Source organism: Acidovorax sp. Root217, from assembly GCF_001428645.1.
Classification (GTDB): domain Bacteria; phylum Pseudomonadota; class Gammaproteobacteria; order Burkholderiales; family Burkholderiaceae_C; genus Acidovorax.
The window spans coordinates 87,843-112,732 of sequence record NZ_LMIH01000011.1 but is presented as its reverse complement, the minus strand read 5'-3'; the positions used below and the strand labels follow the sequence as shown (position 1 = coordinate 112,732).

The 24,890-nt window shown below is 65.6% G+C and carries 27 protein-coding genes and 1 pseudogene; 5 read left to right on the top strand and 23 right to left on the bottom strand.

Annotated features, from left to right (window positions below; genetic code table 11):
• Positions 1-10 precede the first annotated feature (10 nt).
• The 3 genes from alaC to ASE31_RS09860 all read left to right on the top strand — a co-directional run bounded on the left by alaC (position 11) and on the right by ASE31_RS09860 (position 2,509).
• Positions 11-1,240, top strand: coding sequence for an alanine transaminase (gene alaC / locus ASE31_RS09870; RefSeq protein ID WP_057201477.1), 1,230 nt, complete (start codon positions 11-13; stop codon positions 1,238-1,240).
• Between the two features lie 189 nt (positions 1,241-1,429).
• Positions 1,430-1,831, top strand: coding sequence for a hypothetical protein (locus tag ASE31_RS31560; protein WP_157412443.1), 402 nt, complete (start codon positions 1,430-1,432; stop codon positions 1,829-1,831).
• Between the two features lie 165 nt (positions 1,832-1,996).
• Entirely contained in the window at positions 1,997-2,509 is a 513-nt protein-coding gene (locus tag ASE31_RS09860) for a GAF domain-containing protein (protein WP_057201526.1), read from the top strand.
• Positions 2,510-2,556: 47 nt separating this feature from the next.
• On the opposite strand, the gene ASE31_RS09855 is transcribed toward ASE31_RS09860, so the two are convergent.
• From ASE31_RS09855 to ASE31_RS09840, 5 genes are all read right to left on the bottom strand, one after another.
• The gene (locus ASE31_RS09855; RefSeq protein ID WP_082604111.1) at positions 2,557-3,558 is read right to left on the bottom strand and encodes a PD-(D/E)XK nuclease family protein; all 1,002 of its coding nucleotides are present in this window, start codon (positions 3,556-3,558) and stop codon (positions 2,557-2,559) included.
• 278 nt (positions 3,559-3,836) lie between these two features.
• Positions 3,837-4,076: a hypothetical protein gene (locus tag ASE31_RS31555; RefSeq protein ID WP_157412442.1), complete on the bottom strand. Its 240-nt coding sequence runs from the start codon at positions 4,074-4,076 to the stop codon at positions 3,837-3,839.
• 3 nt (positions 4,077-4,079) lie between these two features.
• Positions 4,080-4,394 carry a hypothetical protein gene (locus ASE31_RS33100; protein ID WP_369819449.1) on the bottom strand — a complete coding sequence of 105 codons (315 nt, stop codon included), beginning with the start codon at positions 4,392-4,394 and terminating at the stop codon, positions 4,080-4,082.
• Positions 4,395-4,436: 42 nt separating this feature from the next.
• Entirely contained in the window at positions 4,437-5,540 is a 1,104-nt protein-coding gene (locus tag ASE31_RS09845; protein ID WP_057201473.1) for a M14 family metallopeptidase, read from the bottom strand.
• 214 nt (positions 5,541-5,754) lie between these two features.
• Positions 5,755-7,155: a tryptophanase gene (locus ASE31_RS09840; RefSeq protein WP_057201472.1), complete on the bottom strand. Its 1,401-nt coding sequence runs from the start codon at positions 7,153-7,155 to the stop codon at positions 5,755-5,757.
• 197 nt (positions 7,156-7,352) lie between these two features.
• Here ASE31_RS09840 and ASE31_RS09835 point away from each other — a divergent pair, with 197 nt between their 5' ends.
• Positions 7,353-7,820 (top strand): Lrp/AsnC family transcriptional regulator, encoded by a 468-nt coding sequence (locus ASE31_RS09835; RefSeq protein WP_057201471.1) that lies wholly within the window; start codon positions 7,353-7,355, stop codon positions 7,818-7,820.
• 615 nt (positions 7,821-8,435) lie between these two features.
• Here the strand turns inward: ASE31_RS09835 and ASE31_RS09830 are convergent.
• The 12 genes from ASE31_RS09830 to ASE31_RS09775 form a co-directional block, all read right to left on the bottom strand.
• Entirely contained in the window at positions 8,436-9,269 is an 834-nt protein-coding gene (locus tag ASE31_RS09830) for an urease accessory protein UreD (protein WP_057201470.1), read from the bottom strand.
• 188 nt (positions 9,270-9,457) lie between these two features.
• Positions 9,458-10,819, bottom strand: coding sequence for an FAD-binding oxidoreductase (locus ASE31_RS09825; protein WP_057201469.1), 1,362 nt, complete (start codon positions 10,817-10,819; stop codon positions 9,458-9,460).
• 101 nt (positions 10,820-10,920) lie between these two features.
• Positions 10,921-11,706, bottom strand: a complete 786-nt coding sequence (locus ASE31_RS09820; RefSeq protein ID WP_057201525.1) for an ABC transporter permease — start codon at positions 11,704-11,706, stop codon at positions 10,921-10,923.
• 104 nt (positions 11,707-11,810) lie between these two features.
• The gene (locus ASE31_RS09815) at positions 11,811-12,641 is read right to left on the bottom strand and encodes an ABC transporter ATP-binding protein (RefSeq protein ID WP_057201468.1); all 831 of its coding nucleotides are present in this window, start codon (positions 12,639-12,641) and stop codon (positions 11,811-11,813) included.
• A 74-nt stretch (positions 12,642-12,715) separates the two neighbouring features.
• Positions 12,716-13,720 carry an ABC transporter substrate-binding protein gene (locus tag ASE31_RS09810; protein ID WP_082604110.1) on the bottom strand — a complete coding sequence of 335 codons (1,005 nt, stop codon included), beginning with the start codon at positions 13,718-13,720 and terminating at the stop codon, positions 12,716-12,718.
• A gap of 76 nt (positions 13,721-13,796) precedes the next feature.
• Positions 13,797-14,660 carry a creatininase family protein gene (locus ASE31_RS09805; RefSeq protein ID WP_057201467.1) on the bottom strand — a complete coding sequence of 288 codons (864 nt, stop codon included), beginning with the start codon at positions 14,658-14,660 and terminating at the stop codon, positions 13,797-13,799.
• A 38-nt stretch (positions 14,661-14,698) separates the two neighbouring features.
• Positions 14,699-15,169 carry a RidA family protein gene (locus ASE31_RS09800; RefSeq protein WP_057201466.1) on the bottom strand — a complete coding sequence of 157 codons (471 nt, stop codon included), beginning with the start codon at positions 15,167-15,169 and terminating at the stop codon, positions 14,699-14,701.
• Positions 15,166-16,500, bottom strand: a complete 1,335-nt coding sequence (locus ASE31_RS09795; protein ID WP_057201465.1) for an amidohydrolase family protein — start codon at positions 16,498-16,500, stop codon at positions 15,166-15,168. Before ASE31_RS09795 ends, ASE31_RS09800 begins: the two co-directional genes overlap by 4 nt.
• A 10-nt stretch (positions 16,501-16,510) precedes the next feature.
• Positions 16,511-17,098, bottom strand: a complete 588-nt coding sequence (locus tag ASE31_RS09790; RefSeq protein WP_057201464.1) for an NAD(P)H-dependent oxidoreductase — start codon at positions 17,096-17,098, stop codon at positions 16,511-16,513.
• A 16-nt stretch (positions 17,099-17,114) separates the two neighbouring features.
• Positions 17,115-17,402, bottom strand: coding sequence for a 2Fe-2S iron-sulfur cluster binding domain-containing protein (locus ASE31_RS09785; RefSeq protein WP_235514380.1), 288 nt, complete (start codon positions 17,400-17,402; stop codon positions 17,115-17,117).
• A gap of 149 nt (positions 17,403-17,551) precedes the next feature.
• Positions 17,552-18,151 (bottom strand): TetR/AcrR family transcriptional regulator, encoded by a 600-nt coding sequence (locus tag ASE31_RS09780; RefSeq protein WP_057201523.1) that lies wholly within the window; start codon positions 18,149-18,151, stop codon positions 17,552-17,554.
• A gap of 124 nt (positions 18,152-18,275) precedes the next feature.
• Positions 18,276-18,803 (bottom strand): nucleoside deaminase, encoded by a 528-nt coding sequence (locus tag ASE31_RS09775; protein ID WP_200961095.1) that lies wholly within the window; start codon positions 18,801-18,803, stop codon positions 18,276-18,278.
• Between the two features lie 376 nt (positions 18,804-19,179).
• Here ASE31_RS09775 and ASE31_RS09770 point away from each other — a divergent pair, with 376 nt between their 5' ends.
• Positions 19,180-20,217 carry a 2OG-Fe(II) oxygenase family protein gene (locus ASE31_RS09770; protein ID WP_082604109.1) on the top strand — a complete coding sequence of 346 codons (1,038 nt, stop codon included), beginning with the start codon at positions 19,180-19,182 and terminating at the stop codon, positions 20,215-20,217.
• A gap of 15 nt (positions 20,218-20,232) precedes the next feature.
• Here ASE31_RS09770 and ASE31_RS09765 read toward each other — a convergent pair whose 3' ends face one another.
• From ASE31_RS09765 to ASE31_RS09740, 6 genes and pseudogenes are all read right to left on the bottom strand, one after another.
• Complete coding sequence (locus tag ASE31_RS09765; RefSeq protein WP_082604108.1) at positions 20,233-20,688, bottom strand: hypothetical protein; 456 nt, start codon at positions 20,686-20,688, stop codon at positions 20,233-20,235.
• Between the two features lie 69 nt (positions 20,689-20,757).
• Entirely contained in the window at positions 20,758-21,180 is a 423-nt protein-coding gene (locus tag ASE31_RS09760) for a glyoxalase/bleomycin resistance/extradiol dioxygenase family protein (RefSeq protein WP_057201461.1), read from the bottom strand.
• Complete coding sequence (locus tag ASE31_RS09755) at positions 21,177-22,157, bottom strand: isopenicillin N synthase family oxygenase (protein ID WP_057201460.1); 981 nt, start codon at positions 22,155-22,157, stop codon at positions 21,177-21,179. The genes ASE31_RS09760 and ASE31_RS09755 overlap by 4 nt, the downstream gene beginning before the upstream one ends.
• 13 nt (positions 22,158-22,170) lie before the next feature.
• Positions 22,171-23,202 (bottom strand): ABC transporter substrate-binding protein, encoded by a 1,032-nt coding sequence (locus ASE31_RS09750; protein WP_057201520.1) that lies wholly within the window; start codon positions 23,200-23,202, stop codon positions 22,171-22,173.
• A 284-nt stretch (positions 23,203-23,486) separates the two neighbouring features.
• Positions 23,487-24,533, bottom strand: a complete 1,047-nt coding sequence (locus ASE31_RS09745) for a patatin-like phospholipase family protein (RefSeq protein WP_057201459.1) — start codon at positions 24,531-24,533, stop codon at positions 23,487-23,489.
• A gap of 68 nt (positions 24,534-24,601) precedes the next feature.
• A pseudogene (locus tag ASE31_RS09740) lies at positions 24,602-24,850 on the bottom strand (nucleoside deaminase); the annotation flags it as partial.
• Between the last annotated feature and the right edge of the window lie 40 nt (positions 24,851-24,890).

Sequence of the window (24,890 nt, the reverse complement as noted above, 5' to 3'; positions counted from 1 at the left end):
GTTCACCAGCATGTCTGCTTCTCAGGGCAAGCGCCGCTTTGCGCGCATCGATCGCCTACCCCCCTACGTCTTCAACATCACGGCCGAGCTGAAACTGGCCGCCCGCCGCCGTGGCGAAGACATCATCGACATGAGCATGGGCAACCCCGATGGCGCGACCCCGCCGCACATCGTGGCCAAGCTCACCGAAGTGGCCCAGCGGCCCGACACCCATGGCTACTCCGCCAGCAAGGGCATCCCCCGCCTGCGCCGCGCCATCAGCCACTGGTACAAGGACCGCTATGCGGTCGACATCGACCCCGACACCGAGGCCATCGTCACCATCGGCTCCAAGGAAGGGCTGGCCCACCTCATGCTGGCCACGCTGGACCGGGGCGACACCGTGCTCGTGCCCGACCCGAGCTACCCCATCCACATCTACGGCGCCGTCATCGCCGGGGCCGACATCCGCAGCGTGCCGGTGGCGCCCGATGTGGACTTCTTCGCCGAGCTCGAAAAAGCCATCCGCGGCAGCTACCCCAAGCCCAAGATGATGATCTTCGGCTTTCCCAGCAACCCCACCGCGCAGTGCGTGGAGCTGTCGTTCTTCGAACGCGTGATCGCCCTGGCCAAGAAGCACGACATCCTGGTGGTGCACGACCTTGCGTACGCCGACATCGTGTACGACGGCTACCGCGCCCCCAGCATCATGGAAGTGCCCGGCGCCAAGGACGTGGCCGTGGAGTTCTTCACCCTCTCCAAAAGCTACAACATGGCCGGCTGGCGCGTGGGCTTCATGGTCGGCAACCCCGACCTCGTGGCCGCGCTCGCCCGCATCAAGAGCTACCACGACTACGGCACCTTCACCCCCCTGCAGGTCGCGGCCATCGCCGCGCTCGAAGGCGACCAGCAGTGCGTGAAAGACATCGCCGCCCAGTACCAGCGCCGCCGCGACGTGCTGTACAAAGGCCTCACCGAATCCGGCTGGGCCGTGGACTGCCCCAAGGCCAGCATGTACATCTGGGCCCGCCTCCCCGAACCCTACCGCGCCCTGGGCTCGCTCGAATTCGCGCGTCAGCTGCTCGACAAGGCCAAGGTCTGCGTCTCGCCCGGCATCGGCTTTGGGGACCAGGGGGATGAGTACGTGCGGTTTGCGCTGATCGAGAACGAGGCCCGCATCAGGCAGGCCGTGCGTGGGATTCGGGCGATGTTCAAGGCCGATGGGTTGTTGAAGGTGCCTGCGGTGGTGGCCGCGAACTAAAGCCTGCGCTCGGCGGCAAGGGCACGCCACCATACTATGGTGGCGCTGCCAATCTTATCTGGCGTCGCTGTGTGAGGAAATGTATGCTCGCCTTGGCGCGCTTGGGTTGTCGCCTGTTGCGGGCGTTTTTGCATAGGTATCCAAGCGTCTTATCCACTGAAAGTGTTGCGCCCAATGAAAAGAAGAAATTTGTCGCTGGTCTTCGGTCTGGTAGTGGCCGTTTCCGCCCATGCGCAGCCCAGTCTGCCGCCATTGGATGCTGTCCAAAACCTTGTATCGAATGACCCATTTTTCAATTTTTTGGGAACGCCTATCAACCCCGTTCTTCCCGCGACGGTGACCGGGCCAGTGGGTTGCACCTTTGCTGCAGCACAGTCCATCTTTCCGCACTATTTTCGGGGACCGATGCAGGAGATCGTTTCTGGCTCCTCGTACACACTCATCTATCAGCCCGCGTATGCACAGCAGTACACGCAAATTCAGAGCATGGTCTACAACCACTTGCCTGGCAATTTCATCGTGAGGTGGTCGGTGGGTGGCGAGACAAATTTCGGCTCCATAAAGCCCTGGATGGAAGCCGCCGGTTGCTGACGCATTGTCCGTAGTTCCTGTGACCCACGCAGGCGGTCAAGGTTGCTGTGGAGCAGCACTTGCAAAACAGAGGAGGAACGCAGTTGTCGTGCGATTCGATACGCAAATGGAGACGTTTGCTTACGGCAGACTGCCAAGTCGCGGTTTAGACTGGTGAGTATGCACATGCTCGACTACAACCCTGACGACCTGGACGTCACCATCTCTGAAATGCTGGTGGCGACCAGTGACTCCGCCGACCACGAACTTCCCGAGGTGGTGTCTGCGGTGCTGAAGCTGCTGCGCAAACGCCTGGGCATGGACGTGGCCTTCGTCTCGCAGATCGCAGACGGTCGCCGCACTTTCAAGGCGGTGGACAGCACGCCCGATTTCGCTCCAGTCGTGGCCGGCATGTCCGACCCAGCCGAAGAAAGCTGGTGCCAGCATGTGGTCGAAGGCCGACTGCCAGAAAAGATCGAGAACGCCGTCCCCCTCGTCAAGGCAGGCGAGGCGCCCGACCCCGGGTTCGACATCGGCACGCATCTGAGCACCCCTGTGCGCCTAGCTGATGGCCATGTGTACGGCACGCTGTGCTGCTTCAGCCGGGGGGTGCAGAGGGATGCGGATATTGATCGGCTGCGGTATACGGCGAATTTGCTGGGGGAGAAGTTGTCGCCTGGGGCGATACGCTGCTCTTGAAGTAGGTTGGTAAGTGACGCTGTTTGAATTGATTGGCATTTACCCGATCAGATCGACTGTTGGTTTGCTAAAGTTCGGTTAGCTTCGTTAACAGCGTTAAGCCACTTGCAAAGATCGTCCCTGATCAATGAAAGGTCTGTGTCTACAGACCACTTTTGAACGTAGAAGCGCTTTTCTTTGAGAATAGCACTGCGAATTTTTTCTTCCAAAGATGGCTGCTTAACCAAGTTCAATAGGTAGTAGTAGGCGGGAGTTCCCCGTCCAAACAACTCCAGACTCCAACCTGAAGGCTTCAGAAAGAAGTCGAAAGATATTTCATTGTAATTTTGAAAAAATTTGAAATCCATTACGAACCGATCTGTTGAATATATATACGGTTCTTTCGCGAGGAGATGCGTCTCAGGTGCCTCCTTCATCAAATTGCACAGAGTGGCGATTTTTTGAGTTAAGCGTCTCAAGAATTCATTTCTTTCCTGCAACAAGGCCACAATTACCTCTTCGTGCTGAATGAAGAATCGATCCGTTTCTTTAAGTTCCATGTTCTCTCCTGCGAGATTGGTAGTTGTTTCAATGAAGTCCAGGAGGTATGTCACCCACTTGGGGCTTGCCTTGGCGATATATGACCCTAGAAGATTTGTTATCTCTTTCCAAAGTTGCGCATAGGTTATGCTAACGAATCCGCCGTGCAGCAATTTTGGATCTTTGATGTGGGACAAACCAAGAACGATTTTGATTTGCTGTCTGGAGCGGTCGTCTTGTAGATCGATCGCTTTCGCGTAGTCATTCAGGTCATTGGCAAGCCAATGAAAAATTTTATTTTCTATGGCGAGGATGAACTCATCGCCTTCGATGAGTAGGTCCAATCTACCGGCCGCTGTGCCAAATTCTCTAGTGACACTTTTGACACTGGTTGAACAGGTGTTTTTGGTAATTTTAAGAATGGCGCAAATGAATAAGTCTTTCAGATCATGTTGTTGGCTGGGGTCTAAATAAAATCCTAGGATATTGCTACAAACATTTTCATAGTGCGGATATCCGGATACTTCCATGAAAGTTAGATCTTGTTTGGGGTGAGGTAGAGCGCTAAACGTATCAAATAATCGCAGGTATTGCTCTGTGTTACTTTTATCTGTGTTAATTTTTCAATCTCCATTTTTTGCGTATCCCGCGCGTCGAATTTTCAAACCTTGCAGCAACTGATCCAGCATAGCCGAGCCCACCACCGTGCCTTGATCTCATAGGCGTCTTCCGGTTCCATCACGTGCTGGTTAAAGGGCAGCGGGTACTCCACTAAATGAAGCCTGCTTGCTATCGCGCTACACATTGATCAAGCCGAGCCATATGCCCTTTGCATCGTTGGACGCATTTCCCAGTGTCCGCTTCGACCAACCTGCCAGAGAATTGTTGTCTGCGTCGTACGCGATGTCGCGAAACCGTCGCCAGTCGTCGTGTGGATGTTGGCGTTCGCATCGTCAATCACCTTGTTCATGAGATGAGAGAAAGACGCTTCTTTGGCGATGGCGTGCGGAATCACCGGGAACAAGGCGGCATAGTCTTCGTAGCCCACTTATCAGCTCCCTGGATGTTTCCTGTGTGATGGGCGCGCATTGTCGCCCGTGGCTCGGGCGTACCCGCTCCCTACATCGCCCAAAACCCGCGGCGCCTCGCCCTGCACCCCCCACATCACCTCCCGCCAAGCCACCCAAACTGCCTTGAGCAGCTTCATCGCCGGCTCCACCTGCGGCGCCAGCACCTGCACTACCGGAATCTGCGCATTGGGGCTCATGGCGTCCGCAGTCGCGGTCAAGGTAGGGTGCGCACCCAGCGCCGCATCGCGCCGGTTGCGTTTCAGCGCGCTCCTGGCAGCAAAGACCATGCTGGTCATGCAGCGCTGGCGCTGGCCGGGGTCAGGCCCAGGGCGGTTACGTCATGCCTTCCGCAACCCCTGCAACGTCTGCAACAACACCACCCGCGTCTGCCCCAGCACCATGCCCTTCCACTCCTCGTTGTCACAGTAGAACGCATCGCGCAACTGGGTGCGTATCTCGCGCTGCTGCGCGGCCGGCGCGTCGGGGTGGCTGCGCAGCCAGGTGTCTGCGCGCAGGCGCAGCAGCATGTCTGCCTCGGGCAGGGTGCCGAACTCCAGGCCCATGGGCGCGATGCGGGCGTTGGGGCATTCGTCGAAGGCGGTGGTGACCACCGGGCCCGATACGTCTGCGGAGGCAGAGTCGCCGGAGAAGGGCGAGAACACGTCGGCGCCCCACCAGGATTGCGCCAGCGCCAGGTCTTCTGGCGTGTTGCGGCCGGGGTAGATCTTCTCGCCGTGGCCGTAGGGGCCCAGGCCCGTGTGCACGTCGATCCAGCCCAGGTGCGTGGCGGCTGCCGCGTACTTGCGCAGGATGGAGCGGATGGTCTTGTTGCTCCACGACGGCGCGGTGCCGCCGTAGAACAAGCCGTCGGGCGAGGTGTACTGGCCCTTGAACACGGCATTGCGAAACGCGGGCAGGCCGTGCCGGGCAATGTAGGCGTCCACGGCCGCGTCGTCGGCGGGCGTGGGCGGCCAGGTGGCGGGCAGCATCAGCGGCTCGACCTCGGCATACGCCGCGTTCACCGGCAGCGGCGCGTTGAAGTCGATGTGGTTACGGTTCAGGTCAATGTTGTCTTCGTTCGTGCGGTGCAGGTGCGAAAACCCGTGCGGGTTGACCGCATGCACCAGCAGCAGCGCCACGCCAGCCTGCTGCAGCCGTGCGAGCAAATCATCATCGTTGAGCGTGGCCACCTGCGTGCCCGACCCGCAAAAGCCCTCGGGCCCGTGCGTGCCCGAGGTGACGAGCAGGATCTTCTTTGCATCCATCGCGCCGATCAGCGCCACGTCGGTGGCCAGCTCTTCGCCCAGTGCACCGCGGTGCTCCGGGTGCACAAAGGATTCGACGGCCGCGCCGCTCTGGGCGGCCGCCTCGAGGAACTTGGCACGGGCTTCAGCGTACGTGCCCGAGAAATACCGCGTGGCGGCGCTGGGTTGTATTGGCATGGTGTGGGGGCCTGGGCTTTGAAAAAGACGGTCTTGAACAAAAGGATGTGATCAACCCGTGGCGTACTTGCATACGCTCGTCGGATGGATGTTGTGCCCGGCACAGGGGCACGGTGGGTGCAATCCGAGCAGCAAGATTAACGCCATCCCACCAGGCCGGCACGGGCTTGCGGCCTGCAGCCTTCACCAGCCTGCTGCTGCGTTGCAGCGAGCCTCAGCCTGTGCTCTCAGGCGCCCAGCGAAACCGTGCGGTGAAGTTGCGCAGCAGCTCAGGCTCGTAGGTGAAGTCCATCCCTCGGATTGCGTGCGCGCGCCGGGCCACCGTGGCCAGTGCGTCTGCCACATAGTCCATGTGGTCGTTGGTATAGACCCTGCGCGGGATGGTCAGCCGCATCGATTCGAGCGGGGCTTTTTCCTGCTTGCCGGTGAGCGGGTCGCGCCCCAGCAGCAGCGACCCGATTTCCACTGCCCGCACGCCGGACTCGATGTACAGCTCACACGCCAGTGCATGCGCGGGAAACTGTCCGGAGGGTATGTGCGGCAGCAGCGCGGCGGCATCCACGAACACGGCATGCCCCCCGGTGGGGTACTGGATGGGCACGCCCTCTGCCCGCAGTCGCTCGCCCAGGTACGCCACCTGCCCGATGCGGTAGGCCAGGTAGTCCGGGTCCATCGCCTCCTCAAGGCCTACCGCCAGCGCCTCCATGTCGCGGCCCGCCAGGCCGCCGTAGGTGATGAAGCCTTCGCTCACCACGCAGCGCTCCTGCACGGCGCGGAACAGGTCCTGGTCGTCGCGGAACGCGCAGAACCCGCCGATGTTGACCAGCCCGTCTTTCTTGGACGACATGACGGCAATGTCTGCGCAGGCCATCATCTCGCGCACGATGTCCGGGATGCTGTGCTGCGCGTATTCCGCCTCGCGTTGCTGGATGAACCAGGCGTTCTCGGCGAAGCGGGTCGCGTCGATCACCACGGGGATGCCCGCATGCCGCGCCATGTGCGAGGCCGCCCGCAGGTTGGCCAGCGCCACGGGCTGGCCGCCGGTGGTGTTGCAGGTTACGGTGGCCACGAGGGCCGCGACATTGGCAGCCCCTTCAGTCTCGATCAACCGGGCCAGCTCGGCCAGGTCGAAGTTGCCCTTCCAGTCGTGGTACTCCCGGGTATCGAGCGCTTCCTTGTTGAGTGCATTGAGCGCGCGCGCCCCGGCCAGCTCGATATGCACCTTGGTGGTGTCGAAGTGGAAGTTCGACAGGAACACCGGCTTCGCGGAGCCGCGCCGCTTCACGAGCTCGGGGTAGAGCAGTTGCTCCGCTCCGCGCCCCTGGTGCGCGGGCACCAGGTACGGGTAGCCGAAGACCTTGTCGATGGTGTCCACCAGCCGGTAGTAGCTGCGGCTGCCCGCATACGCCTCGTCGGCGGCCATCATCGCGCTCCACTGGCGGTCGCTCATGGCGCCGCTGCCGCTGTCGGTGAGCAGGTCGATGTACACGTCGTCGCTGCGCAGCAAAAAGGGGTTCAGGCCAGCATCGTGCAACGCCTGCTCGCGGTGCTCGCGCGTCGTCATTGCGATGCGCTCTATGGTCTTGATGCGGAAGGGCTCGGGTATGCGTTTCATGATCGTTGGTTCCAGCAATGAGGAAAAATTGCAGAAAAAAGGCATTGCGCCGATGGGCTGCGCAACGCTTGTTTGTTGTGAACAACGATCAAATTGTTCTCGTACGAGCAGGAAATGGGCTTTCGTATTCGCTCGCTCTTGGTTGAAAAAAGAGGGAATGTTGTACGATTTAATTAATAAGAGAGAACCTGTTGCATATGCTCAAACTCGACCGCATCGACGTGCGCATCCTGACCCTTCTGCAAGAGAACGGCCGCATGTCCAACCTCGAGTTGGCGGAGGCGATAGGGCTGTCGCCGGCGCAGTGCAGCCGGCGCCACCATCGGCTGGAAGTGGGCGGGGTGATCGCCCGGTACGAAGCCCGCCTGCGACCCGCCGCGTTGGGCCTGCACGTGACGGCGTTTGTGCACATCGGCATGGAGCGGGGCCACATGCGCGACCTCAAGCTGTTCCGGCAAACACTGGCTGGCATGCCCGAGGTGCTCGAATGCCATTCGGTCACCGGCGATGTGGACTATGTGCTCAAGGTCATTGCGCGGGATCTGGACGGGCTCAACGTCTTCCTCACCGAGCGGCTGGTGGCGTTGCCGGGCGTCAACTTCGTCAAGTCGAGCGTGTGCCTTGAGGAGATCAAGCCCCGATCAGGGCTGCCCCTGTACGAGTAGTGGGGCGGATGGTGCATGCGGCGCTTGGAAAGGCGCCGGGTGCGACCTGGCATTGGCGGGGCAATGCACGGCCAGGCATGCATGAATGCAGGTCGCTTTGCGCGCCGCCTGGAAAGCGGTCAGTTGGTGCCGGCGGCAGAGCCGGGAGCAAGGGGCGCTTGAACCTTATTGCCCCCTACGGGCCTGGACGCAGCACCCTCGCGGTCATCGCTTCTGGGACCGAAGTAGTAGAAGGCGATGAACGCAAAGAACAGGACGATGGCCACCGCAGCTCCCCACTTCACTGCGGTAGGGGTTCTCACGCTTTGCAAAGGCTTCGAGCCGGATGGGGGCGCTGCGGCGGGGGACGTGTCGGGTTTCATATCAGCCGCCGTGCTTAACGTGTGCTGCCCGAATCGGCCTGGCGCGCATGCAGCGCCGGGCGGGCCAGGGTCGATGCGGTGAAGCGGGGGGATGGGGTCTTCATTGGATATCTCCAGTCATGGCATGGCAAAAAGCGCCATGAATGCCCATTAAGGATTTGGCCCGGTCACTGCACAGTAGGACAGCAGCACATCGCCTGGTCAGCTTTGGCAGTCAGTCCACCGCGTGTGCCGCAGGCGCATGAGCACCGGCTTACATCGCCCAGATGCGCGGCGCCTCACCCTGCAGCGCCCACAGCTCTTTCCTCCATGCCATGCGCACGGCCTTGAGCAGCTTCATTGCCGGCTCCACCTGCGGGGCCAGTACGCGCACCACCACCATCTGCGCGTTGGGGCTGGTGGCGCCTGCGGTGGCGGTCAGTGTGGGGTGTGCATCCATCACCGCGCGCGCCGCGTCCAGCGCCGCATCGCGCCGGTTGCGGTCCAGCGCGGTGCCGGCGGCGAAGAACATGCTGGCCATGCAGCGCTGGCCGGCCAGGCCCAGGGGGCTTTGCAGCAGGCGCTCGTCGGCCGCGTCGATCACGCCGCGCTCCAGCCACAGGCCGGGCACGGTGAGGTGCTGCACGAAGCGGCCCTGCACAAAGGGCTGGTCGGCATGGGGCAGGCCCAGGGCGGTCACGTCCCAGGCCATGCATTCGGCGCCGGGGGCCAGGTTCAGGGTGAGGTGGTTCTCGGCATTGCAGGCGCTGTAGCACAGGGCCTCCAGTGGCAGCCATTCGAGGCGCGCACCCTCGGCCAAGGTCAGGTGGCTGCGCTGCAGCGCCAGCGGGCCGGTGGAGCGGTAAAAGCGCGTGGCGCCCGGCGTGGTGACCAAGCCGTGCGCGCCCGGGCCCACGGTGGCCGCGATGTCCAGCGTGTCGCCGCCCACCAGGCCGCCGGGCGGGTGCACCAGCACGTTGTGGCAGATGGCGTCGCCCTCGGGGTACAGGCTTTGCAGAATGCGCAGCGGCCCGTCGTGCTCATAGCGCGCCACGGTGCGGGCGTTTTCCACGGTGTAGTCGAGTTGTAGGCGGGCGTGCCAGGACATGGATGAATCACTGCCGAGCTGCGCGGCTGCTATTAAATGAATAGCTGATTATGCCTCTGCGACTTTGTGCACGGCGGCTTTGAAGGATCGCATTCAGCCGGATAGCTGGGCGGGGAGCCGCAGACAGTGCTTTTGCACGGCAAGGCTCCCCAACGACGCTAGCTGGCTGAAGGCAAATCCGCAGGGCACTAAGCCACCTTGGCTACAGGAGGTACCCAGCTGCGCAGCTTGCCGGGGTTGAGAAGGCCTTGCGGGTCGAAGCGCTGCTTGGTGCTGACCACGGCAGGATCCAGGTTGTTCTGCTTCCCGTCTTCCACGATGTACACGTGCGGGTTGTTGATCTGCACGCCGTGGTCGCGGTAGATCTGCATGATCTGGTTCAGGCGCTCTTCGGTGGTGTAGCGGATGAGCTGCAGCCCGCTGCAGTTGAACGCGCCTTCCTTGGTGCGCAGAAACTCCAGGTGCATCATTACCTCGCCGCCCAGGGCTTTTTCAAGCGCCTTCACCTGCTCGATGCGCGTGGCGGGGGTGAAGCCGCTCTGGATGTAGGTGAGCGACTTGTCCACCTTCAGCGCGTGCAAGGTGGTGTGGTTCCATGTGTATTCGAGCAGGGTCTTGTGGCTCTTGTCCACCTCGTCGGCGGTCTTGCGGTAGCTGACGCTGCCGCCGTATTTGGCGGCCATGTCGCGCATGCCGTCTTCGGAGTGCGGGGCCACCAGCAGCATCACCGCGTGGCAACCCTTGGGCAGGTGCTCGGCCAGACTGGTGAAGTAGTCGGGTATGGGCGCGGCCAGAAAGCACACCTCCTTTTTCTCCAGCCCCGGTGCGGCGCCAAAGCGGTCGGCAAACTCCAGCGCAGCATCGAATTCGGTGAAGGTGACGATGCACTCCGTCCACGCCACCGTGGGCGTCAGCGCCACCTCCAGCTCCAGCACGATGCCGTTGGTGCCGTAGGTGTGGTGCAGCAGCATGGCCTCGGGGCCGCGCAGCTCGATGACCTGGGGCTCGGGCTCCACCGTCATGGCGCGCACGGCCAGCACGTTGCCAGGCGCGGCCAGCGGGCCGTGGTTGATGGAGCCTGCGCCGCCAAACCCGCCGCCGAACAGCCCGCCCAGCGTCGCGCTGCGGTAGGTGGACGGCAGCCAGCGCAGTTCCTGCCCCTGGGGCTTGGCCTGCGCGTCGAACTCCGACAGGCGGATGCCCGCCTGCGCCCGGCCCACGCCGCCGCGCACCCAGCCAAAGCCGTTGTAGCCCGACAGGTCCAAAATCACCCCGCCATGCAGCGGCGTGCTCTGCCCGTAGTTGCCGGTGCCGCTGCCGCGCACGGTCAGGGGGATCTGCGCCTTGGCACAGGCCGCCACCACCTGGCGTATCTCGTCCTCGGTGCGCGGGCGCACGGCGATGTCGCCGCGCTTGCCGGCCAGGTCGCGCTTGAGCACGGGGCTGAACCAGGCAAAGTCCTGCGACAGGCGGCCCACGCGCAGCGGGTCGGCAATCCAGTCCAGGCCGGGCAGTTGTTCGGGCAGTTGGTGGGCGGTGGTGGTGGTCATGTCTGTCTCTCCTGTCGGTGTCGCGGGTGGAGGGCAAAGCGCGGCCCCCACCACGCGTGCGCGGTGTCAAAAAATGGATGCAGTCCGAGTGAGTTCTGGGGTCAGTCGTGCGAGTTTTCGCTGGCGTGCCAGCTGCCCAGGGCCAAGCGGGTGCCCCAGGCCATCAGCGCGAAAAGCGCCACGCCAGTCAGCGATATCAGCAGCAGCGCGGCGAACATGCGCGGTATGTTGAGCTGAAACCCTGCCTGCAAAATCTGGTACGCCAAACCCGCACCCTGGCCGCCGGTGCCGGCCACGAACTCGGCCACCACGGCGCCGATCAGGGCCAGCCCGCTGGAGATGCGCAGCCCGCCGAAGAAGTAGGGCAGCGCGCTCGGTATGCGCAGGCGCAGCAGGGTCTGCATGCGTGTGGCGCGGTTGAGCTGGAAGTAGCTTTGCAGGTCCGGCTCCACGCTGCGCAGGCCCAGCGTGGTGTTGCTGATGATGGGGAACAGGGCCACCAGCGCGGCGCAGATCACCATGGACGCGGTCGGGTCCTTCACCCAGATGATGATCAGCGGCGCCACCGCCACGATGGGCGTGACCTGCAGCAGCACGGCGTAGGGGAACAGGGCGGTCTCGATGCGCTTGCTCTGCACGAACAAAAACGAGATCAGCACCCCGGCAACGGTGGCCACGCCAAAGGCCAGCACCGTGATCTTGACGGTGACCCACAGCGAGCCGCCCAGGGCCGCCCAGTCGGTGAACAGCGTTTTGAGCATGAGCAGGGGCGACGGCACCAGGTAGGGCGGCAGCTCCAGCGCCGTGACCAGGCCCTGCCACAGCGCGATGAGCACCAGGCCCACCAGCAGCGGGTAGACCACGCGCTGCACGCGCGGCTGGGCCATGAGGGGCACGCGCGGGGCGGCGGGCCTGGGGGCGCGCGCAGGCTGTGCGCTGCGCTCGGCAGGGGCGGCGGCAGGGGCCACGGAGGCTGCGGGGTAGGGCGTGCTCATGCCGTGGTCTCCTCGGTGTCGGCGCTGGCGCGCAGCAGGCTGTCCTGCAGCAGCTTGGCGTAGCGGCTGAATTCGGGCGACACCATGAAGTCGGCCGTGCGCGGGTAGGGCGCGTCGATGGTGAACTCCTCCACCACGCGGCCGGGGCGCGCGGCCATCATCACCACGCGGCTCGACAAAAAGACCGCCTCGTGGATCGAGTGCGTCACGAAGATCACGGTGAGCTTCTTCTTGCGCCACAGGTCCAGCAGGTCGGCGTCGAGCTTGTGGCGCGTGATCTCGTCCAGCGCGCCAAAGGGCTCGTCCATCAGCAGCAAATCAGGTTGGGTCACCAGGCCGCGCGCGATCGACACGCGCATCTGCATGCCGCCCGACAGGGCCCGCGGCAGCGCGGTCGCAAACTTCGACAGGCCCACCAGCGCCAATGCCTCGGCCACGCGGCCATCGGCCTCCTGGCGCGGCACGCCGGCCAGGTCCAGCGGCAGGCGCACATTGGTCTGCACGCTGGCCCAGGGCATGAGCGTGGGCGACTGGAAGACGAAGGCCATCTTCTTGCCGCTTTCGTCGAGCTGCGCCACGGGCTTGTGCCACAGCTGCAGCCGGCCGTCGGTGGGCTCCAGCAGGCCGGCCACCATCTTCAGCAGCGTGCTCTTGCCGCAGCCCGAGGGGCCGAGCAGGGTGACGAACTCGCCCTCTTCGATGGTCAGGTCCACCGGCAGCAGGGCCTGCGTGCCGTTGGGATAGGTCTTCTCGGCCGACAGCACCTGCACGGCGGGCGTGGGGCGGTGGGCCGTTGTCGGAGAAGGGGTGGGCTCGGCGGAATGCATGGGATGGCCTTTCGATGGATGCGGCCCGCCCCGCTGCGCGTGGGGCCGGGCCGCTGTTTCAGGGCAGGGTGGGCTTAAGGCAGAACCTTGAGGTCCTTGACGAAGCTGGTGCTGTACGTGTCGGCCAGCTTCACCTTGGCGGGGTCGATGAGCTTGGACTCGACCAGAAAGTCGTAGCTCGCCTTGGCGCGTGCGTCGGTCATGGTGCCGATGCCCATGCTGGCCGCGTCGCCGCCCGTGACCATGCCCATCTCCTTGAGCTTGGCCACGCTGTAGGCCAGCTGTTCGTCGGTCATGTTGGGGTTGTCCTTCTTGATCAGGGCGTTGCCGGGGGCGGGGTCGGCCAGGTAGCTCTTCCAGCCTTCCATCGACGCCTTCACGAACGAGGCCACAGCGGCGCTGCGCTCCTTGAGCGTCTTGTCCATGCAGCTCACGGTGGTGGCGTAGGCGGGGTAGCCCTGGTCGCTGAACATCAGCGTGTTGGCCTTCACGCCGGCCTTGGCGATGGCAAACGGCTCTGACGTCAGGTAGCCCTGCTGGGCGGTGTTCTTGTCGGCCACGAAGGGCTGGATGTTGAAGGTGTAGGGCCGCGTCTGCGAATCGGTGAAGCCGTACTTGGCCTTCAGCCAGGGCCAATAGCCGCGCTGGGCGGACGAGGCGATGAGGATGGTCTTGCCCTTCAGGTCCTCGAACTTTTTCACGTCGTCATGGGCGATGAGCACCTGCGGGTCTTTCTGGAACACCGCTGCCACCGTGGTCACGGGCACGCCGCCCTCGCGCATCTGGATCATCTGCAGGTCGCTCGATCCCATCACGCACTCAGCCTGGCCGGCCGCCATCATCTGCACGATGTTGACCTGCGGGCCGCCCATCTTGATGCTCACGTCCAGGCCGTACTTCTTGTACAGGCCCGTGGCCACCGCCTGGTAGAAGCCGCCGTGCTCGGCCTGCGCGTACCAGTTGGTCATGTAGGTGAACTTTTCCTGCGCGTGCGCAGTGCCCGACATGGTGCCGACGGCACCAACAGCGAGCAGGGCGGTTGCACCAAGTTTGGAAAGGCGGGAGGCGGTCTTCATCATGGCAGTTCTCCGGTAGGGTGATAGGCGGGGATGGAACGGGGGCGTCAGGGATGGCGGTGTGCGGGCTTCGCAGGTTTCAGGCCAGTGCGGACGAGGCCTCTACATGGCCCGTGTGGTTGGCGCGGCCCCAGGTGGGCTCGGGGCGGGCGGCCCACTGCAGGTGGTGCAGCTCGGTGATGGCGGCGGCCCAGCTCACGGCCAGCGAGTCAAGGATGGCGTGGCCTTGCTCGGCCGTGGCGGGCAGCGGGTCGCCGATGATGCCGCTGGGCCCGAAGTCGCGCGCGCTCCAGGCGCAGGCAGGGCGGCCGTCCGGCGACAGCAGGGGCGAGTCGAACACGGGCGGGTAGTTCACCACCGCGCGCTCCATGTGCACGGTGTCGGGGGCCAGGGCCAGCATCAGCGCCGTCTCGGCATGGCCGGCGTGCATGGCCAGGCGCTTTTCCTTGTCTGACAGGTACTTGCCTGCCACGTGCGGCACGCGCCAGGTGAAGCTGGGCACCACGATGAAGTCGCCATGGCGCAGGCGCAGCTCGCGCGCGCACATCTCCATCACCTGCGGCTGGCCGCCGTGGCCGTTGACGAACAGCAGCTTGCGAAAGCCCGCGCGGTAGACCGACTCGCCCACCTCGTTCATGGTGGCCAGCAGGGTCTCGCCGGAGAGGGTGATGGTGCCGGGGAAGTGCAGGTGCTCCTCCGATTTGCCGTAGGTGATGGGGGCCATGGCAAAGGCCGGCACATCGGCCGGCAGGCGCGCCAGGGCATGGCCCACCACGCCGGCGCTGATCACCGTGTCCACTGCGCAGGGCAGGTGCGGGCCGTGCTGCTCGGTGGCGCCCGTGGGCAGCACGATGACGGTGTTCTCCTTGTCCGGCAGGTCGACGATTTCGGTCCAGCTCAGGTAGGGCAGGTAGCGGTGGGGCGGGTTGTAGCCGTGCAGCATGGGTGGGCTTTCGTGAGGAGGGTGTGGGGGGCGAGGGGTCAGCGCAGCGGCAGGTACGCTGTGGCTTCCACCTCGATCAGGATGTCCGGGGTCGGCAGCATCCCGCTGACCTCGACCACGGTGGAGGCCGGGGGCTCGCCCGGGAAGAACAGCTTGCGCACGCGGCTGTACTGGGGAAAGTGGTCCAGGTTCTTGAAGTACTGCACCAGCTTGAACACGTCGGACATCTGCCCGCCCGCGGCCTCGATGGTCAGGCGGATGCGGTCGAGCACATACCAGCTCTGCGCGAGGATGGGGCCCTCCTTGGTGTCGCTGCTGAACTCGCCCGTGCGGCCGACCAGCGTGGCCGCCTCGTCGGGGATGTCGGCATAGCCGCGCACGATGCGGCTTGCCGCAGGGTCCACGGCGATGATCCCGGACAGGAACACCAGGTCGCCCGCGCGGCGCCAGGCGGCATAGCGGGCCAGGGGCTGGGCGATGCCGGGGGGGTTGGGTGCGTTGTCGCTCATGCAAGGCTCCGTGCAGGGATGGGGGTGGATGGTGCGGGGGTGGCATTCGCCAGGTGCCAGGCGGCGCTGGCATGGCCGCTGGCCACGCAGCCGTTGCGCAGCACCACGCGGGGCTGGGTGCGCGAGGGAAAGCCCCAGCGGTCGGCCTGCTGAAAGACGATCAGGTCTGCCGCGCTGCCGGGCTGCAGGGGCAGGGCATCGGGCCCGCGGCGCAGCCAGTCGGCACGGCACAGCGCTTCGGACCAGCGGTCGAATGGCGCATCGAGCTGCGCGGCCAGCACGCCGGTGGCCAGGGCCTCCAGCGGGTCGAAGCTGCCCACGGGGCAGAACGGGTCCTGCACGTTGTCGCTGGCCACCAGCACCGGTATGCCGCGCGCATGGGCTTCCTTCACCAGGGTCAGGCCGCGCTGGCGCGGCGTGCGGCCGGTCACTGCGTCCTGCAGCAGCAGGTTGGTGATGGGCAGGGTGACCAGGGTGATGGGGCAGCGTGCCACGGCGTCGAGCGTGGCCAGGGCGGTCGCCTCGTCCTGCGCGGCCAGTGCGCAGGTGTGGCCGCAGACCACATGGCCTTCGAAGCGCAATTCCTTGAGCAGCGCGGCCGTGGTGGCCAGGCCCAGGGCGCCGGGGTGCAGTTCTTCGTCCACATGCAGGTCCACGTTCAGGCCGTGGTGCTGTGCGGCCTCGAACAGGTGGCGCAGGGCCTGCGGGTTCCAGTTGGTCGAGTGCACGAAGCCGCCCAGCAGCGCGCCCGGGCCGCTGGCAGCCACGGTGGCGGCCAGTTGCATGGCGGTGGCGCGCTCGGTATACAGGTGCAGGGGGATCAGGCCCACGCGCTCCAGCGTGATGCGGCCGGCCCATTCCTGCGCCAGCTCGCGCAGCACACCCCAGGCCAGGGGCTGGGCCTCGGGCTCCCACCAGTCGCAGTGGGTGCGCACATGCACCGTACCGGCCTCGCAGGCCCATTGCAGGGCGCGGCTGGCACGCTGGCGTATGTCGGCCTCGCTCCAGCCCTGGCGGTCGACCATCATGGCCTCGATGGCGCCCAGCAGGCCGGGTTTGACGGTGCCCATGCGCGGCAGGGTGAAGGCCTTGTCCAGATGGGTGTGGGCATCCACCAGGCCGGGCAGCACCAGCGCGCCGGCCAGGTCCCAGGTGCTGCCCTCGGGCAGGGTGCGGGTTGGATCGTGCGGGGCGATGGATGCCACGCGGCCCTGGGCCAGGTGCAGGTCGGCCAGGGCGGGCTGGCCGGCGCTGGCGGGCCAGGCGTGGGGAAGCAGCCAGCGCGGCAGGCGGGCGTTCAGGATGTGGTCGGGGGCGTTGGAGGCGTGCATGCTGTCCCCCTTATGCGAAGCGCGCCATGGCCTGGCCTACACGGGCCTTGAAGGCCTCCAGCCGCGGCGGCGTGGCCACGTTCATGTGGTAGTAGGCGTGGTAGTCCACCCGCGCCTTGCCGCCCGTGAGCAGGCGCATGTAGCGCGTGACGGACTTGCGCGGCGGGTCGCCCATGAGCAGCGCCGTCCAGCGCGGGCGGCCATAGGTCACCACGGCCGAGATGCGCTTGATGTGCGTGAGCGAGGGCTTGACGTTGTGCGGGTCGCTGATGTCGAAGGCCACGCCGGGCATCAGTACCCGGTCGAAAAAGCCCTTGAGCATGGCCGGCATGCCGAAGCACCAGGTGGGAAAGCAGAACACCACGGCCTCGGCCTGGAGCAGCCGGTCCACATAGCCCTGCACCGGCAGGCGGTTGCTGGGCACCTCGTGGTAGCCCAGGCGCTCCTCGCGGCTGAGCACGGGGTTGAAGTCCTCGGCATACAGGTCGCAGTCGTCCACCTCGTGACCGGCCGCGCGCAGGTTGCGCACCACCTCGTCGTGCAGGGCGGCGTTGTAGCTGGTTTCCACCGGGTGGCAATAGATCACGAGGATGCGCATGGCGGGGTGTCCTTGTTCAGAGGTCGAGCGTGAGCGAGGGGCCGTGGCTGCGCGCGCAGCACACCGCCACGTGCGTGGCCTGTTCTTCGGGGCTCAGGCAGCTGTCGCGGTGATCGGGTGTGCCATCGAGCCAGCGCGTGGCGCAGGTGCCGCACACCCCCTGTTCGCACAGCGTGTCGATGGCAATGCCGGCGAGCTGCAGCACGTCGGCCATGCTCTCGCCGGGCTCCACGGGCAGCCGCAGATGGCTGCGCGCGAGCACCAGTTCAAAAGCCGGTTCCGTGGCGGGCAGCGTTGCTGCCATGGCTGGGTTGTGCATGTTTGACCATTTGATTTGATCGATTGGTCAAACTATTGCAAATGCTGTGCCAGCAGGGCTTTCGGGCGGTTGCCTGCTTTGCCCAGGGTCAAGGCGCTGTGTCGGGGTTCTGCTACGCCCGCAAGCGTGCAGACCTATTCACTCTGGTGCGGATCGGGCGCGAGGCCGCAGCCCAGCAGCACAAAGTTGGTGAGTTCGCGCACGATGGGCTCGCGGTCGATGGCTTCGTCGGGCGCCAGGCCCAGCATGATGTGCACCTGCACGCCGTAGTCGGCGTAGTGCTGGGTCATGCCCCAGATCTGCATGAGCAAGAGGCGCGCGTCCAGCGGGCGCATGCGGCCCTCGGCGATCCAGCGGTCGATCAGCTCCACCTTCTGCTGGGTCGACTTGACGGCCACGGGCCAGTACTTGCCCAGGTTGCGCCCGCCGCCCAGCACCTCGGTAGTGAAGATGCGCGACAGGCCGGGGTTGTCCAGCGCGTAGTCGAGCTTCTTGCGCACATAGCTGCTCAGCACCTTCTTGGGGTTGTCGCTCTGGCTGTCGAACTGGAAGGCGCCCGACCAGCCGTTGAGCACCGAGTACAGCAGCTCTTCGTACAGCTCTTCCTTGCTGGCGATGTAGTAGTGCAGCTGTGGCTTGGTCAGCCCCGCGCGCTCGGCAATCGCCTTGGTGGACGCGCCCTTGAAGCCGTGGCGGCTGAACTCGGCAATCGCCGCCTCGCGGATGGCGCCCATGATGCGCTCGCGCCCCTGCTTGGAGCGGCTGAGCAGGGTGCCCGAGACGACATTGCTGCCGGTCTCGATATCGGCTTCGTTCACGAGCGGGGCGTTGGTGGGCATGGTGGGCGATTGTCGCTGGTCACGACTTCCAGAAGCCCACATGGGGTGCGCTGGCCTCGCCGATCAATGCCGGGCCGATGCACTCGATGGAATGTGGCGATGCGGCGAACACGTCGCGGCACGAGAGCTCGGCGTCGCGCTGCTCGGCCCGCTCGCCGCGAAACTCGCGCAGGCGCACCGCGTCGATGCCGAACACCACGCGGCCGATACCCGACCAGAAGATGGCGCCCGCGCACATCACGCAGGGCTCTGCCGAGGAGTAGATGGTGGCCTCTGCCAGCATCTCGCGGCTGAAGCGCGGGCTCAGCTGGCGCACGGCGTTGGTCTCGGCGTGGCCGGTGCAGTCGCCGGTTTCGGTGGTGTTGCAGTAGGCCTCGGCCAGCAGGGTGCCGTCGGCACCGATCACCACCGCGCCGAAGGGCCGGTTGCCGCGTGCGCGTGCGGTGCACGACCAGGCGATGGCCTGGCGCAGGTAGGTGCCGTCGGTGGCATCGATCACCGCAGGGTCGTCGAACTCATGGGGGGCGGCGGACATCAGGGCATGCATGGGTTGTCTCCATCAGGGGGTTGCCACCGCTATGCATTTGGCATGCCAAGAACATTGTGTGACAAGCATGCATTGCTTCGCCAGGCCCCGTGCAGCGGGCGTTTGTCAGGGGTGATCCCCCATTTGGCGTATGCCCGCAGGCATCGTTATTGCATACTGTGCGGGCAAGAGTAGAAGCGTTCACTGCGCGGCGGGTCGGGAGGTTCTCCCGCCGTGCCAGCGGCCGGAAATTGCTCTTGAAGCCCGCCCCAGTGGCATGCCAGCGCATGGCGTGCCAAGGCTTCAAGAGACCGGTTGTGCCGCGCGCTCAGGCCAGTCTTTAGATGCCGTTGGGGGCGGGTGGATTTTCTATCCATCCCACTTCAGGAGAACTGCCATGACGACGACTGCCACCACTGCCACCACTGCCACCACTGCCACTACGGCCACCGACACCTATGCCCTCGCCGAGCTCGACAAGGAAACCCGCATGGGCGCCCTGGGCTCCGAGACCGGCGCGCGCGAGATCCGCCGCATCGACCTTTCCGACTTCGCTCACCGCCAGGACGCCATCGCCGACGCGCTGTGGGACGCTGCGGTCGATGTCGGCTTCTTCCAGGTGGTGGGCCACGGCATCGACCTGGCCGAGGTGCGCAAGGCTTTCGCGATGACCGAGCGTTTCTTCGCGCTGCCCGAGAGTGTGAAAGCGCAGTACCCGCTGCGCAAGGCGCTCAACGTGGGCTGGGAGAGCCGCGCCCAGGTGCGCCCCTCCACCGGCACGCCGGACCAGAAGGAGTCGTACCAGATCACGCGCCCGCACATGGAGGGCCTGTGGCCCACCGATGAGGAGCTGGCGGGCTTTCAGGCCACCATGCTGGCCTTCGAGGGGCAGTGCTGGCAGGTGGCGATGCAGGTGCTGTCGTGCTTTGCGCGCAAGCTCGGCTTCGCGCCGGACTTCTTCGCCCACGCGCACGACCCGGCCAAGGCCAGCTACCAGAGCACGCTGCGCCTGCTGCACTACTTTGCCACGCCACCCGAGCAGCAGGCCAGCCTGGGCCTGTGGCGTGCCGGTGCGCACACCGACTTCGACTGCCTGACCCTGCTGTTCCAGCGCCAGGGGCAGGGCGGCCTGCAGGTGTGCCCCGGCAAGGAAATGGACAGCCAGGCCTGGACCTCGGTGACGCCCGACGAAGAGGCCATCACCTGCAACATCGGCGACATGCTGATGCGCTGGAGCGATGACCAACTGCCATCGAACTTTCACCGCGTGAAGAACCCGCTGCCCGGCGAGTACATGGGCCCGCGCTACAGCATCGCCTTCTTCGCGCAGGCCAACCGCGACGCCACCATCGAAGGCCCGGGCCGCAAGTACCCGGCGATTGCGGCCGGCGACTATTTGAACCAGCGCGTGGCCGCGAACTTCAAGGCGTATTGAGCGGGTCGGTCAGTCTCAGGGGCGCAGCAGGTAGAAGGCGGCCAGGGCGACCACCAGCGCCGCCACGATCCAGACAACGCCCTGGCTGCCGCCGCGCGGCTGCTCCCCGGGAGAAAGGCCGTGAGGGTTGCCGTTGCCGGTGGATGCGGCCAGTGCGTCGACCCGGTCCTTGGCCTCCTTGAGGCCAATGCCTGCATGCGCGCGCAGCAGGCGAATGGCTTCGATCTTGTTGCCCGCAGCCAGTGCCTGGCGCACGGAGTCGGGCACGTGGCTGCTCGCGTCCGAGGCAAAGCCCGTGGAGTGCGCCGGGGGCGTCGCATGGTGACCCTGCTGGTGCGCGTCGATGAGGTCCTTGGCTTCCTTGAGCCCCAGGCCTTGCACCACGCGCAGTTGCTTGATGGCGTCGATGGTGCGGCCCGCGTCGAGCAGGGCCTGCACATCGGGCGGTAGAAGGAATCCGGTCGAAGGCATGGGGGCTCCAGTCCGTGGCACTCGGACCGTTGTACCACGCCCACTGTGCAAGCCCCGTGCAGTTGCGCGTCAAGGTGCCCGTGCGACCGTGCCGTCGGGCAGGCCGAAGGCGCTGAGCCGGAACACATGGTCCTCAGGGTCGGCCAGCACCGCCTGCCACTGGCCGTAGTAGGTGGCATAGGGTGGCTTGACCATGTGCCCGCCCAGTTGCACGGCCATGGCGCTGGCCGCAGTGACGGCATCGGGTGAGTCGAGCATGAAGGTGGCATAGCCCGTGACCGGGTCGGCCGACCCAACGGACCGCTCACGATCGGCCAGCCCGAGCAGGGTGTAAGCCTCGGGCGCGTTGAAACCGAGCTGGAAGTGCTCCGTCTCCACCGCACGGTAAATGGGCGAGCGCGTGCCTGCGGCCTCGGGCAGCTGCAGCAGCGCCTGGTAGAACTGCAACTGGGCCTCGATGTCGCGGCAGAACAGGTTGAACCAGAGCTTCATGCCATCACCGCCGCAGCCTTGCTGTCCGCCAGGCCATAGGTCTTGCGGTACATGGCCTGCAGGTGCTCGCCCACCGTGCAGGGCTCAAAGCGCGGCGCCTCGCCCTCGGGCACACAGGTGGCGACCGGAGCCACGCGCGCCTCGTAGTCGGGCGTGTAGAAAAAGGGGATGGAATGGCGCGGCGCACCGCCGCTGTGCACGTTGCGCACGCGGTGCGGGTTGGAGCGGTACAGCCCGTTGGTCCATCGCGGAATCATGTCGCCCAGGTTGACGACCAGCGCACCCTCGACCGACGTGGCGGCCGTCCACTCGCCGCCGGGCAGCTTCACTTCCAGCCCGCCATGGCGGTCCTGCGCGAGCAGGGTGATGGCGCCCCAGTCGGTGTGCTCGCCAGCGCCGAATGTGAGCGCGTCAGCGCCCTCGGGGTGCGGCGGGTAGCGCAGCAGCCGCAGCGTGAGCATGGGGTTGGCGTGCGTGTGGTCGAAGTAGTCCTCGGGCAAATCCAGCGACAGCGCCATCAGCTGCATGAGCCGCAGCGCCAGTTGCTGCATGGCGGCAATGTAGCTGCGGCACTGGTCGCCGAGTGCGGGCAACTGCGCGGGCCACTGGTTGCTGCCGTACGAGTGGTAGCCGCGCTGCACATAGGGGTGGTCGGCCGCGTAGTCGAGCCCGCAGTAGAAGCTCTCCTTGAGGTCGGGACGCGCACCGGCATCCAGCGTCTGCCCGCCCAGGCTTTCGTAGCCACGCATCGATGGCGAGCGGTGCAGCGAGATGGCTTCCTTGTCGGCCAGGGGTAGGTCGAAAAACTGCTGCACCAGCGCGAACTGGCGTGCGATGAGTTCCTGCGGCACGCCGTGGTTCACCACATAGAAGAAGCCCGGGCCCATGCAGGCCTGGCGCAGCGCAGCAGCCACGTCGGCGCCGCGCGGGGCGCCGGTGTGCAGCGCCCCAGTGAGGTCGATGAGGGGGATGCCCATGGCAATGCCTCGGTCAGCCCTTGAGCTTGCGGTCTGCCGCGGGGGGCAAAAATCGCTCGGTCCAGATGTCGGCCACGGCCAGGCTGGATTTGAGGCCGAAGGCAGCCACCGTCTCGTCGATGGTGGCCTGCAGGCGTGCCGGGGTGGCGGCGCCCCAGCCGTTGGCGCGGGTCTCGGCCGTCTTCATGGTGCCGTCCACGATGAGCTGCAGGCGTTCGTGCTCGATGGCCTCGTTGGCCAGCGGCTCGCGCGACTTGATGGCTGCGGCGCCCGCTTTCGGGTCGGCTATGGCCTCGATCCAGCCGCGCGTGGTGGCCTTCACAAAGGCCTTCATCGCATCGGGCGACTCCTGCATCGTCCTGGGGCTGGCCACCAGGCCGTTGCCGTACGACTGCATGCCGAAATCCGAGAAGCGGAACACCGTGAGCTGCTCGGGCCCCATGCCGCGCGCCTTGAGGTTGAGCAGCCCGGTGAAGAAGAAATAGGCCGCCGCGTCGAAGTCGCCCTTGACGAAGCGCGTGTCGCCGATGTCGGGCGCCACGTTCTCCCACTTCACGCCGCCCGTGTCGAAGCCCTGGGCCTTGGCGAACACCGGAAACAGCTTGCGCGAGGCGTTGAATGGCTGGCCGAGGATGGTCTTGCCCGCCAGGTCGGTGGGCTTCTTGATGGGGCCGTCCTTGCGCACCATCACCGCGTTGGGGTTCAGGTCGTACTGGATGGCCACGGCCGCCAGCTTGGCGCTCGGGTTGGCGGTGTTGAACTCGATCATGGTCGACAGGTCGGCCGAGGCCACGTCGTAGGCGCCGCCCGCCACCAGGCTGATGGCCGACGCCGAGCCGTTGCCGGTGTCGATGGCCACGTCCAGCCCCGCATCCTTGTAGTAGCCGCGCTGGTGCGCGAGCAGAAAGCCCGCACCCGAGGCCTCGATCTTCCAGCCCAGGTTGAACTTGAACTTCTGCAGGTTGCCCTGGGCAAAGGCCAGGGGAGAAGCGGCGCCGACAAAGGCTGCGGCGCCAGCGGCTTGAAGCAGGGAACGACGTTTCATCATGAGGGCACTCCGTCACAGGTGGGTCGGAACCACCGGCGGTGCCAGCAAGGCGGGTGCATGGGAGAGATGAACGAAGCCGGTGCACCCGCGCGCTTGAAGACACAGCCGGCGCCCATGCGGTGCATGGGCAGCGGTCTTCAAGAGCAATTTCCGGACGCCTGTGCCGTGCGCAGCACCTTGGCGGTGCAGGCGCGAGCCGTGGCGGTGAACGCTTCTACTCTTGCGGAGTGAGGTGCAACTTCTGTGCCACAGCGCGTGCGGTGGCGGAGGGCGGGCTGGCCCTATTTGGGCGCTGTGCAGCCCTCGCCCATCCCCGCCATGCCGGCCAGCCGCTGCAGGCGCGAGCGGTTGTCCAGGCAGGCCTTGTGCTCGGCCTCAATCACCTGCTGGCGGGCCTGCTGCGCGGCGCGGGCGCGCTCGGCCTGCAGCTGGGCGATGCGCTCGCGCAACTGGGGCATGGCGGCCAGCGCGGCCTTCTCTCCTTCGAGGATGGCGCTGGCGCGCTGGCTGAAGTCTGCCGCGCCGATGTCCAGCACCAGCGGGCGGATGACCACGTCGGCACGGGCCAGCTCGGCCTCGCCCAGCTTCTGGCCCATGATGGCGATGGACTGGCCCAGCGTGCCCAGCATGTCGCCGGGCGACTTGCCGCGCGCCTTGTTCGAGATGTCCACCGCCACCACCACGTCGGCGCCCAACTGGCGCGCGGCGTCCACCGGCACGGGGCTGACGATGCCGCCGTCCACAAAGTGGTACTTGCCGATGGTCACGGGCTGGAACACGCCGGGCACGCTGCTCGATGCGCGCACGGCCTGGCCGGTGTTGCCGCGGGCGAACACGGTGCGCTCGCCGTCTTCCAGGCGCGTGGCGACCACGGCGAAGGGCTTGGCCAGTTGCTCCAGCGGCTTGCGGCCGACCTGCTCGTTCACGTAGTCTTCGAGCTTCTTGCCCAGCACCAGCCCGCCAGTGGAAAACTGCAGGTCGCGGATCTTGGCCTCGTCGAGGGCCACGGCCTTTTCCTGCATCTCGAAGGCGTTCATGCCGCTGGCATACAGCGCGCCGACCACGCTGCCCGCGCTGGTGCCAGCAATGTAGGCGGGCGCGAAGCCATTGGCCTCCAGCATCTTGATCACGCCGATGTGGGCAAAGCCCTTGGCCGCGCCGCCGCCCAGGGCGATGCCGACCTTGATGGGGGCCGGGCCGGTGGCCTGCATGACAGGCGCTGGCGCGGCAGCTGCCGGCTGGCTCGGGGCGGTACCGCCGCCGCATGCGGTCAGGCCGGCCACGGCCAGTGCGAGCGCCAGGGGGCGGAAAAAGAAGTCCAGGCGCATGCGAAAGATCCTGTGGTCGACAGGGCGGCGAGTATAGCGATAGCCTCTTTCCGCAGTCGGGCCCAGGGTCAGCGCCAGAAGTCCCGATGCAGGGCCGTGATCTCTTCTTCAAGCGCAGGCACCGGCCCCACCACCTCGGTGGCGCGCTGGCCGGCGGCAAAGACGGTGCGGCAGGGCAGATCCAGCGTCGGGTTCTCGGGGTGGTCGCCGGTCAGCGCCTTGAGGGCGGATTCCTCGGCACCGTAGAGCACGCGCCCGATGCCGGCCCAGTAGATGGTGCCGGCGCACATGGCGCAGGGCTCGAAAGTGGTTACGAGTCCACTGAAACCGAGAAATCAGCTGTGCGCCGGGGTAGCG